The 15,116-nt window shown below is 26.3% G+C and carries 11 protein-coding genes, 2 pseudogenes and 1 CRISPR repeat array; of the genes and pseudogenes, 4 read left to right on the forward strand and 9 right to left on the reverse strand.

Translation table 11 applies throughout. The features are described from left to right. Positions 1-60 precede the first annotated feature (60 nt). A CRISPR array of direct repeats spans positions 61-762; the repeat unit is 31 nt; unit sequence GTTTCTAATCTATCCATACTGGAATGTAAAT. A 49-nt stretch (positions 763-811) separates the two neighbouring features. Beyond that, positions 812-1,487, forward strand: a pseudogene (locus tag Q1J76_RS06560) (IS1595 family transposase). Positions 1,488-1,881: 394 nt separating this feature from the next. Here the strand turns inward: Q1J76_RS06560 and Q1J76_RS06565 are convergent. Then, positions 1,882-2,851, reverse strand: a pseudogene (locus Q1J76_RS06565) (NHL repeat-containing protein). 160 nt (positions 2,852-3,011) lie between these two features. On the opposite strand from Q1J76_RS06565, the gene Q1J76_RS06570 reads away from it, so the two are divergent. After that, positions 3,012-3,158 carry a helix-turn-helix domain-containing protein gene (locus Q1J76_RS06570; RefSeq protein WP_300368622.1) on the forward strand — a complete coding sequence of 49 codons (147 nt, stop codon included), beginning with the start codon at positions 3,012-3,014 and terminating at the stop codon, positions 3,156-3,158. Between the two features lie 280 nt (positions 3,159-3,438). On the opposite strand, the gene Q1J76_RS06575 is transcribed toward Q1J76_RS06570, so the two are convergent. Continuing rightward, complete coding sequence (locus Q1J76_RS06575) at positions 3,439-4,137, reverse strand: Crp/Fnr family transcriptional regulator (protein ID WP_300368625.1); 699 nt, start codon at positions 4,135-4,137, stop codon at positions 3,439-3,441. 212 nt (positions 4,138-4,349) lie between these two features. Between Q1J76_RS06575 and Q1J76_RS06580 the strand changes: the two genes are divergently transcribed. After that, positions 4,350-5,882: a sodium:solute symporter family protein gene (locus Q1J76_RS06580; RefSeq protein ID WP_300368628.1), complete on the forward strand. Its 1,533-nt coding sequence runs from the start codon at positions 4,350-4,352 to the stop codon at positions 5,880-5,882. A gap of 24 nt (positions 5,883-5,906) precedes the next feature. Then, positions 5,907-7,073 carry a cyclically-permuted mutarotase family protein gene (locus Q1J76_RS06585; protein WP_300368631.1) on the forward strand — a complete coding sequence of 389 codons (1,167 nt, stop codon included), beginning with the start codon at positions 5,907-5,909 and terminating at the stop codon, positions 7,071-7,073. 72 nt (positions 7,074-7,145) lie between these two features. On the opposite strand, the gene Q1J76_RS06590 is transcribed toward Q1J76_RS06585, so the two are convergent. The 7 genes from Q1J76_RS06590 to Q1J76_RS06620 form a co-directional block, all read right to left on the reverse strand. After that, complete coding sequence (locus Q1J76_RS06590) at positions 7,146-7,364, reverse strand: putative Se/S carrier-like protein (protein WP_300368634.1); 219 nt, start codon at positions 7,362-7,364, stop codon at positions 7,146-7,148. A 2-nt stretch (positions 7,365-7,366) separates the two neighbouring features. Continuing rightward, positions 7,367-8,482 (reverse strand): aminotransferase class V-fold PLP-dependent enzyme, encoded by a 1,116-nt coding sequence (locus Q1J76_RS06595; protein WP_300368637.1) that lies wholly within the window; start codon positions 8,480-8,482, stop codon positions 7,367-7,369. A gap of 18 nt (positions 8,483-8,500) precedes the next feature. After that, positions 8,501-9,076: a sulfurtransferase-like selenium metabolism protein YedF gene (gene yedF / locus Q1J76_RS06600; protein WP_300368640.1), complete on the reverse strand. Its 576-nt coding sequence runs from the start codon at positions 9,074-9,076 to the stop codon at positions 8,501-8,503. 66 nt (positions 9,077-9,142) lie between these two features. Further along, positions 9,143-9,631, reverse strand: coding sequence for a CvpA family protein (locus Q1J76_RS06605; RefSeq protein WP_300368643.1), 489 nt, complete (start codon positions 9,629-9,631; stop codon positions 9,143-9,145). Continuing rightward, on the reverse strand, positions 9,631-11,583 hold the full coding sequence (locus tag Q1J76_RS06610) for a methyl-accepting chemotaxis protein (RefSeq protein WP_300368646.1): 1,953 nt from the start codon (positions 11,581-11,583) through the stop codon (positions 9,631-9,633). Before Q1J76_RS06610 ends, Q1J76_RS06605 begins: the two co-directional genes overlap by 1 nt. A gap of 14 nt (positions 11,584-11,597) precedes the next feature. Continuing rightward, the gene (locus Q1J76_RS06615) at positions 11,598-13,532 is read right to left on the reverse strand and encodes a methyl-accepting chemotaxis protein (RefSeq protein WP_300368649.1); all 1,935 of its coding nucleotides are present in this window, start codon (positions 13,530-13,532) and stop codon (positions 11,598-11,600) included. A 160-nt stretch (positions 13,533-13,692) separates the two neighbouring features. Next, entirely contained in the window at positions 13,693-14,997 is a 1,305-nt protein-coding gene (locus Q1J76_RS06620; protein WP_300377942.1) for an MATE family efflux transporter, read from the reverse strand. Positions 14,998-15,116 lie beyond the last annotated feature (119 nt).

Below are 15,116 nucleotides of genomic sequence, written 5' to 3' on the forward strand. Positions count from 1 at the left end.
AATCTATCCATACTGGAATGTAAATAATGCTATATCTAATTTGTATGGACTTCAAACCACGTTTCTAATCTATCCATACTGGAATGTAAATCAGGCCAAATATTTTATCTTATAATCTAGCTTGTGAGTTTCTAATCTATCCATACTGGAATGTAAATTTATAAATTCCCTGCTCAGATGTAAACGCAAAGGCTGTTTCTAATCTATCCATACTGGAATGTAAATCCTACTAGTTTACCTAACTTATGACCAATACTGCCGGTTTCTAATCTATCCATACTGGAATGTAAATAAATGCTTTGATGATATTACATCAAAAGACATAATGGTTTCTAATCTATCCATACTGGAATGTAAATTGTGGACTACTATCAGTACTACTTGATTGCTGTTCTGTTTCTAATCTATCCATACTGGAATGTAAATTCTTTTACTACGGAGCCTTCACCTGCTATAGTTACTTGTTTCTAATCTATCCATACTGGAATGTAAATATTATAATGCCATGCTCTTCTGCTCTATATCTAAAAGTTTCTAATCTATCCATACTGGAATGTAAATCATTATCATATGGTACTATTAACGAAGAAAAAAACAGTTTCTAATCTATCCATACTGGAATGTAAATTTTTATGAAAACGCGAGGCAATCGAAATGGTTTTTTGTTTCTAATATATCAATACTGGAATGTAAATACAGCAAGTGGGGGAACCAGTAACACTACCAATAACGTTTCTAATCTATCCATACTGGAATGTAAATTTCTTATTTGGGGCTGATCTAGATAATATAAAATTGTTATATTTTATGTATGAAACTAAGTAAATTAAGTCAAGAACAACAATTAAAATTAATAGAGGATTTTGCTGCAGGAACTACAGTAAGAAATGCATCTTCTTTAATTGGAATTAATACCAAAACATCAATTCTATATTATCATAAACTTAGAAAATTAATTTTTGATTATGAAGTAAAAAAGAAAAAGAAATGTTTGATGGTGAAATAGAAGTTGATACCGAAATGGAACAATGCAAAAGTTATTTTGGTTGCAAAAGAAAAGGAAAAAGAGGCAGAGTCTATAAAAATAAAATCCTTTTTTGGTTTATTAAAAAGATGTGGAAAATTATATGTAAAAATGATAAATAATACTGCCAAAGGAGTGCAGAGTAAAATATGTACATTATTTCATATTATTCAAGAAAAAGCTAAACCGGATAGTATTGTATATTCAGATTCATACCGCTATTATGATATTTTAGATGTTAGTGAATTTAAGCATTAGTGAAAAAATTGCGGAACAAAAGAATCATATTAATGGTATAGAAAATTTTTGTAGTTAAGCGAAAATACATTTCCGTAAATTTAATGTAATTCCAAAGAAGCATTTTCATTTATTTATTAAAGAATGTCAATTTCGATTTAACAATAAAGGTATTGATAAACAATTAAAAATAGTATGTAATTTAGTAAAAAAGGAGTTTTTTTAGTTATCTAGATCAGTCACTTAATATTTATAAAATCTATTTTATTGTAATATAAATCACAATAATTTTAGTTATTATACAATTTTATTTATTTCATTATTCCCCATTCCTTCCATAATTCAACGGTATAATTTCCTTTTGAAAATTTTCTATGCTGATGCATATTCCAATTAATATGTTCATTATGTCTATAATCATTTATTTTTTGCGGTGATGAATTAGAAATGTCTGCATTGCTTTTTATTTGGGCATAGCTGAATAATGAGAATAATAAAATAAATGAAAATATTAATATTATAATTTTTTCATAAATACAATACCGTACATATCTAAAACAAAATATATAGTTAATAGTTAAAATATTTATATTGATTTTTAATAAAAAACACCTCCTTTTTTAGAAGATGTTTTTACGACTAAATATATATGAATTATAATTGTATTTTTTTATTAGATTTGTAGAAAGTTCAGGTATGTATATAACATTATTAACCAAATCTATATCAGCTACACCGCTTAAAGAATCTTCTATTTTTTCTAATTGCTCTTTAGTGTTTAAATCAAATATATATACAGGCAGTATTATTAGTCATATTTTCGCCCCAATCAGAAACATATAGTTTACCGTTATTTATAGCTATTCCGTCTAAAGTACCGGCACCCAATCTCTGATCTGTCCATTTAGTTAATCCTGTTCCGTCTGTATTTAAAGTGTAAATAATTTCCTCCTTTAGCATTGTTTCCGAATGTACTTCCTGCTATATATAATAATCCGTTATCTAATAGTATGCCGTTAGCACCTACTATACCTGTTACTGATGAAGTGAGTGATAATGCAGAATTATTATCTGCTTTAATAAAATGTACAGATGAAGCTCCTGTATCAGTTAAAGCTACAGTGGCAGAATTTATCACTACAGTATCATTTAAGAATTTTGAACCTTTTATAGGAAGTTTAGTATTATTTTATTTTCTTTAACATTAGCCAATACTAAATTACCTATCATAGAGCTGTCATTAACCTGATCCTGTATTATTGTAATATCATCATTTATGAAAGAAAAACCTTTAGGGCTGTCCAATTGTCCTTCAAAAAGTTTCTGAGGATTAGAGCCGTCTTCATTAGCAGTGATTATGAAACTGTCGGCAGGAGCATTAGGATCGCCCAAATTAGCTATATAAAGTTTTCAGTTTCTTAATTTAAGACTTTCAGGTGCTTTTTAACCTTCAACATTAATATTTACAGCCTCTTTTTTAGCAAGTTCAATTTTTGCTGCCTCTGTTGTTGTTTTATCTGCATTATTATTAGAGCATGATATTGCAAATAAAAAAGCAGATATAATTACTGCATTAAACAGTTTATTCATTTGTAATTTATCCTTATTAGTAAAAATTTTTATTAAAACTTTATATATTATTTTGTTTTATATATCAATAATTAATCAAAAAAAGATTGTTGCCAAAATGATTACAATAATATTATTTGATTATATTGACTATATATGAATTTTGTTTATATTTATCATTATGAAGATTAATACTAAATTATCAGTTGCAGCTCATATAGTTTTATGTATAGAATTCTTTGAAAATGAAGGAACTACATCTCATTTGCTTGCCAAAAATGTTAAGACAAATCCTCCTATAATAAGGAAGATTTTATTAAAACTTTAGAATGCCTGGATAGTAGAAACCAATAAAAAGGGCAGCAGACTTATAAAAAGCGAAGAAGATATTACACTTCTTCTATATATGAAGTGGTATTTAGAGAGTAGGATAGGGACTTTTTAATTTTTATGAGCCTAATCATATTTGTACTATAGGCTTTGCTATGTTTGATGTTTTGGGAGAAAAGTGATGTATAGCTAGATTTTGAAAAGTCTATGTTAAAAATAACTATAAAAAAGATAGCATTTGAGGTTAGAAAAAGAAAGTGGCATATTGATTTTATAGATTAGTTGTTTATATTTATAATACTTATTTTAGAGCCGTCTAATTTTATTATATTTTCTTTTGATAATCTATTTAATTCTCTGGATAATGCACTTCTGTCTGCTGATATGAATTCAGCTAATTTATCTCTATTATAAGGTATTATTATATTTGATGATTTTTGAATGTTTGACATATATTTTAAATACATTGTTATTTTAGTCCTTAAACTCTTCTGACTTAAAATATCATTTTTGAATGTAAGAAATTTATTCTTATCAGATATTATCTTAATAAGATTTTGTATTAAAATAATATTATCTTTATTAGAATTAAATATGTTCTTTATATCTATTTTTAATATTTCGGTATTATTTAATGATATAGCTTGTATAGATGATATTTTATTTGTAGAAAATGCAATTGCCTCAGCAAATATATCTGCTTCATTTAATATATTTACTATATTTTTTTTAGTATCATCATATTCTTTTGAAACTTCTATTTTCCCTTTTAGTATAATATATATACTTTCAACTACATCTCCAATATCTATTATTATATTTCCCTTTATAAAAGATTTTTTTTGGGATTTTATATTATTTAATATGTTAATTATTTCATTTTTTTCTATATTATCAAATATTCTAGATTTGATAATAATGTCTATATAATTATCCATTACAGTACCAAAAATATGATTGTTTGAAAATTCTAACATCTTTTATAAAAAAATCAATATACACATTAAACAATTATGATTTTTTAACATTATTATTCTTTGATAGTATTATAAAGAATATATTAATCATTTTTTATTATAAATTTAGAATTTATTTTTATATTTTTATTTTTTTTATTGACAATAGAAATTTCTTTAACTATACTATAATTGTTCACGTGAGCAAAATTTTATTTATAGGAGAACAAAATATGTCTTGGCATTGGTTTGATTGGATAGTCATTGGGCTATACTTCGTTGTAATGTTTTTAATTGGTATGTTCTTTGCTAAAAGAACAAAATCTACAGATGATTATTTTAAAGCAGGAGGAAGAGTTCCAGCTTTAGTAACAGCTATGAGTATTTATGCTACAGCTTTGTCATCTATTTCATTTATCGCTATACCTGCTTCTGTTTATAATAACAGTTGGCTTTTGGGTATGGCTCCTTTAGGAATTATTTTAATGGTATTATGGGCTGCTTATACTTTTGTACCATTCTTTAGAAGAGTTAATGTTACTACTGCTTATGAATATTTGGGAAGAAGATTTGATAATTCTTTCAGACTAGTAGGAAGTTTAACATTTATACTTTTCCACATTGTAAGAATGGCAATAGTAATTTATCTCCCTACTTTAGCAATGCAGCAGGTACTTCCAAATCTTGATCCAGTTTTTATAACAGTTGTTGTATCTATATTCTGTGTTGCTTATACATCTATAGGAGGTATAGAGGCAGTATTATGGTCTGATGCTATACAAACTGTTGTTCTTCTTTTAGGGGCTTTCTTAGTAATTATAATAGGGTTTTCATCTGCTCCTGATGGATTAGGTCAGGGTTTCAAGCTTTTAGCTGATGATGGAAAAATTATTAGTCCTGATTTCTTCTCATTAGATTTAGCAAAATCAAGTATATGGGTTATGATAGTAGGCGGATTTGTTAATTCTATATATTCTTATGTAGGTAGTCAGGATATAGTACAAAGATATGCAACAAATAAAGATGAGCATGAATCTAAAAAGAGTTTATTTATGAATGTACCTTTACTTCTTACAAGTGTAGTAATATTCATAGGTATGGGGTCTTCTTTATATATTTATTTCCATTTCAAAACTCCTTTACCTGAAACTGTTAATGGTAATGCTATACTTCCTTATTTCGTTATAAATGCTTTACCTGTTGGTATATCAGGTTTGGTAATAGCTGCTATATTTGCCGCTGCTCAATCTACAGTATCATCTAGTTTGAACTCTGTTTCTACTTGTATGACTGCTGATATATTGGAATATTTAAAACCTGGAATGGAAGATGCTTCTAAATTAAAATTTGCAAGATTATCAAGCTGGATAGTAGGTATATTTAGTACATCACTTGCTGTTTATTTCATACATAATGGTCAGGGTGATATGTTCTTATACTTCCAAGCTATAACTGGTCTTTTAGGAGGTCCTATAGCTGCTGTATTTTTAGCTGGTATCTTCTTTGACAAAATTGACACTAAGGCAGTATGGATCGGATTTATAGTTTCTGTTATAGTAGCACTCTATATAAGTGATCCTGCAGGAATTCTTACTAAATTCATACCTGCATATACTAAACCAAAAATCTTCGAGTTTATGCTTTCATTTATTATTATAGGAGTAGGTGTAGTAGCTTCTTTCATAGCTTCTTTTGCTTTTGGAAAACCATCTTTAGAGAAGATAAAAGGATTAACTTATTCTACTACTATTAAAAATAATAAGTAATAAAAAATTAAAAGGAATTAATATATGAAAAAATTATTAATATTATCATCTGCTATTATGTTTTCTATATTTGCTATAAGTTGTTCAAATGCTTCTTCTTCAGGCACTTTATCAGTTAATGTACTTGATTCTAAAGTTGAGAAAAAAATAGTTTGGGAAATGGGTGGACATTTACCTGCTCAAACTGGAATGGAGAAAAATATTGGTACTGCTGGATTATTATATGGTTCTTTACAAGATAAATATATAGTTGTAGGTGGCGGAGCTAATTTCCCTGAAGAATCTGTACTTAATGGCGGAGCTAAAAAGACTTATTCTGATGTTTATATGTTGGAAGATAAAAACGGAGTATTGGAAGTTGTAGAGCATATTAATTTAGATAATGAAATAGGTTATGGTGCTTCTATAACTACTACAAATGGAATATATTATATAGGTGGCTCTTCTAATCCAGAGGCTGATGATGATATATTATTTATAACATTAAAAGATGGTAAGTTGAATGTTGAAAAAATAGGAGATTTACCTTTTACATTACAAAATGGTGCTGCTGTTTATAAAGATAATAAATTATATATTCTTACTGGAAAGCAGTCTGGAAAGGGTAGCGATAAAGTTTATGAATATGATTTAGCTACTAAAGAAGCTAAAGAATTAGCTCCTGTACCTAATCAGGCTAGCAGAACTCAGCCAGTTGCTCAGATTTTAAATGGTAATATATATATATTCAGCGGCGGAGATGCTACTGCTTATACAGATGGTTACAAATATGATTTTGCTAACAATACTTGGGAGCAAGTTGCTGATGTAACTCTTAATGGAGAGGGTATATCTTTACTTGGTGCTGCATCAGTTAAACTTAATGAAACTGAAATGCTTGTTATAGGCGGATTTAATAAGGCTGTTTATGATAATGCTGTTTATAATTTAGGAAATCTTCAGGGTGCTGAATTAGCTAATTTTAGAGTTGAATATTTCGGTGCTGATCCTTATGAATTTAATTGGAACAACAATATATTAATTTATAACTGTGAATCTAACACTTGGAGAACAATGGGTGAAGTTCCTTTTGATGCTCCTTGCGGAGAAGGTTTAATACTAATAGGAAATAAAATATATTCAATTAATGGAGAAATAAAACCTGGTGTTAGAACTGATAAAATGTATGTTGGTACTATTTTAGCAAAATAAGATAATATGTCCAATTAAAAAGTTTTCCATAAATAAAGGCTTACTTAATTTTTATTAAGTAAGCCTTTATTATTATTCTATAAGCTTAATTGTTACTAATAATCCTGCAGCTTCTAATAAAGATATAATTTCGTCTTTTTTATCATCATCTACATCGATAGCCATATTACATACTCCAAATACTCGCTCTGGAGCAGGACGCACTATAACTTCTATGCCTGCATCTAATAAAATTTTTTCTGCTTTGATTAAATCTCTTGGTGTTTGTAAATAACAAAAAGTTTTTGCCATAATTAACTTCCTAATGCATTTATTAAATATTCTAAATCTTCTTTAGTTGTATATGGAGAAAATGAAAACCTTATAGCTCCATTATCATTATTATAAAAATTATGTGCCAAAACAGAACAATGAAATCCGTATCTGCATTCTATATTATATTTTTCATATAATGCATGAGTAATATTTGCCATGTTAATATCATTATTAATAGTTTTTATTGAAAATAGGAAACCTTGAGTATTTATATCTTTTGACCATATAACATCATATTTGTTTATAGACTCTATTTTTTTTATAGCATCATACATATCATTAATATTTATATTCCAATTAGGTCGATTTTTTAATGCTGCTAAAAGACCTATTATTCCAACTGTATTTGGAGTTCCTGATTCATATATTTCTGGTATACTATATGGTGTTTCATATCCTTCACCAAAACCTCCGCCGAAATATGCAGGATTTAATTTATCTGGATTTTTTACATAAAAACCACCTGTACCCGTAGGACCTAAAAGTCCTTTATGTCCAGTGAAAGCTATAAAATCAGTATTCCAATCATCTGCTTTTATATCATGTATTCCAATGGCTTGTGTAGCATCTACAAGTAATGGTATTTTTCCTATTGCTTCCTTTATTTTTTTTATAGGCTGTATAACACCGCTTATATTGCTTTCCATATTTACAGCGACTAATGATATTTTTTCTTTTTTGATTATATCAGATAGTGCATCTGTATCTATTATACCATTGTTTTTAGAAGGTATTATACTATATTTGACATTTTTATTTTTACTTAATTGATGTATAGGTCTAAGTATCGCATTATGTTCTAATACAGATATTAATATATTGGTATCCTTTAAATCTAATCCTATAAGTATATCATTTATTGCTCTTGTAGCTCCAGATGTAAATATTATATTAGAATCATTTTTTGTGCCTAAAAATTTATCGGCTAATAATGTGCGGCATTCTTCTATTTTTTGAGTTGTTTCTTTTCCTCTGGAAGTATTTACTCTTCCATAAGTACCACCCATATTCATTAAAAAATTATACATTTCCTCTGCAACCTCTTTAGGTTTTGGGAAACTAGTTGTAGAGTTGTCAAAATAATAATTTTTCATAATAATTAATAATGTTTTTTATGCCCTTATAATAGTAGAAGCATTAGCCATAGCCTCAATTATTCCAAGCATATTTGTTTGTTCTTCTACTTTTATATCATTTAATTCATAGAATTTAACACAAGTTCCGCAGAAAAATGTTTTAATTCCAGCATCTCTTAATTCCTGCAGTAAAGTTTTATAAGGCTCTTCAGTCCCTAAATAAACCCCTCCATTATAGCAATATAAAGCTTCTGGTTTTGGGTTAGCATCTTTCAAAGTACCTAAAAATGCTTTTAAAAGTAATTCTCCAAGTTCATCATTTCCAGTTCCCATACCTTTCTTATCTACAACAGCAATGACAGGTCCTGAAGATTTTTCTTTATTTGAATTATTAGAAGAAGATAAGTCCTTATTTTTGATAATTTTAAAATTCATTCCATTATTTGTGTATTTTATTCCATTATTATTCAAAAAGTCTGTAATATTATGAAAAGCTACTTCATCGTCTATTAATATTTCTATTTCTTCATTCATATTTGCATTTGTTATTGCAGTCTTTGTAAGAATCAATGGTTTAGGACATGGTATTCCTCTAGCATCTACCGTTTTCATTTTTATTTCCTTGAATAAATTTGCAATAACATAATATATTAAAAAATGTTTATTGTCAATTATATGTTATATAGAACTAAAATAAGCTATATAATTATTATTGCTAAATAATGATGAAAAAAGATTTTTGAATATATAAAATATGTAATTTATGATAATTGATTTAGAAAATATTTCGGTATATTCTGGAGATAAATATATAATTATATTCGCTAATAAGTAAATAACCGCACCTGCAGTAAATAATAATACAAAAGCACATGCTAATCTATCTATCCAAGATAAATATATAACCTTCAAAATATCTTTTATACTTTTCTCAACTTTTGAAAGTATTATTCTTGTAATAGAGTAGGTTGCTATTAAGGATATAATTTTAAGCATAAGAGAATGATCAAAATATTTAGACATATGATTATATATCAGCGGTGCTATTATAAATGTTATTATTATTGCTATAATAGGTGTTATAATTGATATAATGCCTTTATATAAACCATATATAAAAGACACAGTTAATATTATAATTAATAGTATATCAATATTATTAAACATTATGATTTCTTTAATAAAGCTATTACAGGTGCAAATGTAAAACTACTTTTCTTTCTATGAGTGTTAATAATATTTGATAAAGCTTTTATATCAGTATGTGAGAAAGAAGAATAACTTCCTATCTTTTTAGTAATATCATTAAGTTCATCTTTAGCTTTTATTATATTATCAAAGTTATTAAAGATTTTGTATACATCTTGGTTTTGATATTCTATTTTTGCATTTAAATTATTCTGAACTTCCAACATAGCAGCAACATTTTCTTTTATAGACAAAACTATTAAATTTTGATTAACCAATATGTTTGACATAACTTCATTATATTGCTCTAAAGATTTGAAGTGGCTTAACTTTTTGGAATCTGTACTAATATTATTTTCTATTTCCAAAATAAATTTATCAATAGTTTCAGATATTCTATTAATCTCTTTTGAAATTATTTTACACCTATCTCTTATATAGAAAGAAGAATTTTCTATAACAACAAGACCTGCAAATATATCGGTAAGCATTCTTTCTATAGAATCAGTACCTTTAGATATTTCAAAAGATAAAGTACCTATTTCTTTAGCTACAACTGAGAAACTTTTACCAAAAAATCCTGCTTTTGATGCCTGAATACCAGCATTTATAGATAAAAGATTAGTTTTATTTGTGATAGCTTTAATATATTCTATAGTATTGTATATAGATTCTGTTATATTATTTACATCTTTAAATTGATTTGCTGATTCCATTATAGAATGTAAAAACTTATTTGAAGTTTCTTGTAAACTTTCATTTATAAGTCTTAATTCATTTTTTAAATAGAGTATTTGTTCATTAGAGAAATCAGATTCTTTCATATTTGAAATAGTTTGATTCAATACTCTAAAATGATCTTGCATTTGAGATTTATATTTATCAAAAAATGTGAATATTGTATTTGTATATTTTAAACCGTCTTTAATAAGATTTTTCTTGCTGTTTTTAGCCTCTATTAATTTATCATTTGCTTCTAATATAGAATCTATTTTAGAATTGATAATATTATATGCATCTTTAGTTTCTTTATCTATTTCAAATACGAACATAGATGTATCCATTAAATTTCTATCTATGTTATTTAATTCTTCTGAAATTCTATCTATATTATTTAAAGTCTTAAGATTTAGATGAAGTTTATTATTTAATATACTTTCTTTTTTGATAGAATCAAGTGCATTTTTTGCAAAAGATGAAAATATTGATATTGATCTGAATGATGATGAAATTACAATAGCAAGTCCTATTCTGTCAAAATCCACATTACTTGAAGTTTGAGCTATATACAAATATCTTATTATAAGTACTAATGCTAAAGTTATAGCTCCAACCATGGCAATATTATCTCTATAATTATAATTCATTATCATATCAGTTACTATTGATATGAACATAATTAAGAATATAAATAGTATAATATAATTTTTGAAAGTATAATAAAATCCTGTAGGTCTTATAAAATATGAAGGACTTGTTGAATCATAATAATTAATTGTAGTTGTAAGGAATTGATTAGAATATACACAACTTACTGCTATTAATACTATGGATAATATTATACCGATTACAAATACTATATTGTTTAAATTTACTAGATTTTTTGTTTTAGATATAAAAGTTTTAGAGTTTATCGGCATGAACATAACAGCGACTAATATCAGAATATTATTACTCAAATACAGTCCTAATGATAAGCCTTTATTTACTCCGTATAATTCCAAGAATATTATAATAAGTGATATTATATTATATAATAGTATAAATATTAATGTAATAGAAATAATGATATATGTTCCTTTTTTTGTCTTAATTGACAATAATAAATAAAGCATAATAAATACTGACATTAAAGAAATACCAATAATAGGTACCAATAATTTTACTACAGTAATATTATATCCGTATATTAAATTTGAAAATATATCCATACTTATTCCTTTAATTACATAACTTTAGAATATTCATCTACTTTATTTTCTAAATCATCAGTATATTCCATAAATTTTTTCATTTCATTATCAAGTTTGCTTGTTATAGCTTCCAAGTCATCTGAAGTAGCAAGTAATTTATTCATATCTCTCATTAAGCTTTTTACTTCTGTATTTTCTGCATATGCTTTTTCTGATATATCAATTATATAATCATTAATTTCTTCTACTTTATTTTTAATATTTAAAAAGTCATTTTCTTCATTAATGATAATATTTGTCATATTTGATATAGAATTATGCATCTTATCAGTGCTTTTAATGATATTCATATTATAATCATTTTGTTTTTCCATATTTTTATTGAATTTATTAATTTTATCATAATGATTTGAAATTTCTTCTGTCAGCAAAGTAATATTATTATTTATATTATTACTTGAATAGTTAAATTTTTTGAATATATCTTCTATTTGGAATAATAAATTCTGCATTCTATTAGTTGCCTGAGCAGTTTCATTTACCAATTCTGTAACCTCTTTAGATACAACAGAAAAGTTATTATGCCATTCACCAGCCTTAGAAGCCTGTATACTTGAATTGATTGCGAGAGTTTTAGTTTTATCAGACATATTTGTCATAAATGATATAATTCTATTTATCTGGAAACTTAATTGACTGAATCCGTCTGATTTGCTGAATTCTCTAATAAAGTTATTTTTTTCTGTATCTAATTTATTTTGAAAATCTTCAAATAAATTAACTATATTTCTGCTTTCAGATTGAAGTCTATATATTTTTTCTATAGATTCCTGAAGCTTCATATTGGATTCTTCTAAAGTTTTCTTTTGCAATTCTACAGAAACTTGTAAATTAGGATAAGTTTCTATTAATTCATTTATTTTTTCTATATTTATTTTTCCATCATTGATTTGGAAATTTTCTATAGTTATAAATTCATTTGTATAATCTATAACTCTGTTTATATCAGATTTTAAATTATTGATAGTAGAGTATGTATTTTCTACTTTATTTACTAATTCATTAACAGATTCTGAGAAATTTTGTTTTAATTCAGCTAATTTTTCAGAAGTATTTATGGCAGTATTAATTATTATAGAGTCTTGAGCCTTTATACTTTCTAAATCATAAGACTGATTTGTTTTTCTATGTACAGCTGATATAAATCTGCTTACTGATGAATGTATCATTATTATATTAAATATGGCATATGCTAAAGTTGTTCTTGTAAATGTCAGATGATTAAAAAGAAGGAAATCGCTTGAATATTTAGTATATATTGATATTCCATTAAAATCATCAAAGAATGATAAAGATATTATAGAGATTAATATTAATAAAATTATATTATCTTTGAATTTTTTATTAATAGTCATGTCATATATCAAAGCACATATTATTATGAAGCTATATATAGTAAATATAAAATCCCTGAATATATAAGCAGCTCCTAATTGTCCTCGGCTTTTAATACTATATACCATAGTATCATTTAATGTAGTCATTTTTTCTTTTGTTGATATAAAGAGTTGAGGATATAAAAGAGCTACAGCAGTTAATAATATAAATATGAATATGGCTAGTATATATAATTTATCCAATACAAAATGAAATCTTTCGCTTAATACTAATTTATTTCTTATAAAGATAATCCATGGTATAATGGTTAGCGAAAATGCCAATTGTTCAAATTTATATAGATTTAATGCTAATTTATTATTCGGCATGTATAAAGAACTAATAATATTTACAGCTTCCATTGCAGAGAATATGAAGCATAAAAAACCTAATGATAGTATAATTGCTTGAGTTTCTTCGTATAGTTGAAAATATATATATGCATATAATATTATACCGACTATTGATATAATAGTGGCTATAACTGGAACTCCCAATTCTAATGTTAAAAGAGAAAAATTGTAACTCATAAATCCTCTATAAAAATAAGAAAATATTTTTAATATTATAAGTTAATTTTTATATTTATAAAGCATAAAAAAATAAAAATCAACTAAAAAATAAAATACCGTTTATATAATCGGAATTAGTTTATTAACTATTTACTAATTGCTTTTTATTTTTATACAACTATTGAGTTAATTTTCTAACCCATCTTTCTTTTTTTAACATTATAACACCAACTGCAATTTTTGCAAAATCGCTTAATTTTGCTATTCCAAACATAGCTACAGGACCTACAGATGTGTATTTAGCAAGTATCAAAGCTAATGGAGCAAATACTAATAATGATACAGGTACATCCACTGCAAATCCAAATATTGTATCTCCTCCAGCTCTTGAAACTGCAAATTGAGCATTAATATATGTCCATATAGGCATGTAGCATGCTATTAATATTACTAAATTTCTAGTTATTATTTGGGCATCTGCAGTAAGTTTTGAAAATACATATGGAATAAAAAGGGTAGATGACATCTGCACCAATCCTACAACTAAACCTGCTATAACAGAGCCGTTTAATATCCACATTGCCTTATTTTTAGCATCTTCAAGTTCTCCTCTTCCAAGCGTTCCACCAACAACTACCATTGTAGAAACGAATATACCCTGAAAAACTAAATAAAATATATTTGCTATAGTAAATCCTGATGCCATTCCAGCAACAGTTTCCGCACCGCCCCTGCTATTATATAAAGCTGTCATGAACATTTCGCTTAATCCCCAGCTTATTTCACTCAAAAATATTAAACTCGATTTTCTAAGCATAGAATAAAATATATTTAATTTTACATTTAATATTTCTCTTGTTCTCACATAAAATTTTTCATTATGAATTTTAATATACACTATAAATAAAATCATTTCTATTATTCTTGCTATTAATGTAGCAATTGCTGCCCCTGTTTCTTCAAGTCTAGGAGCTCCAAAATTACCATATATAAGTATATAATTTCCCAAAGTATTACAAAGTGTAGCTATAACTGATATTATAAGAGGTATATGAGGTTTTCCTACTTCTCTATAAGAAGTACCTATAGCACCCGATATAGATATTGGTATAAATGTAAAAGCTATTATATGCATATATTTTGTGCTTGAAACAAGTATTGCTTCTTGAGATGTATTTCCTTTTGTCATTAAACTCATAAATATTTCGGGATTAACAAGCATCAATATCATATAAGAAGCGGAAATAATAATAGGAAGTATCACTTTAAATCTGAAAGCCTGCTGCATTCCTTCTTTATTATCAGCACCGCTATTTTGAGCCATATATATACCACCTGCACCATAACAGGTATTGAGTATAACTAAATATATGAAATTTAATTGATTGGATACATTTACAGCAGCCATTTTTATATCGCCGAGTTCAGCAACCATGAAATTATCTATTAATGATACCATACCCATTATAAGCTGCTGAAGCATTACTGGTACAGCAATAGATATGCATAATTTATAAAATTCAAAATTTCCAAAAAGAGTTTTTTACCGCTGTTAAAATTTATAGAATTGGTATTCATAATATAATCTCTTTATAAAAAATA

This window comes from Brachyspira sp., assembly GCF_029258575.1.
GTDB lineage: Bacteria > Spirochaetota > Brachyspiria > Brachyspirales > Brachyspiraceae > Brachyspira.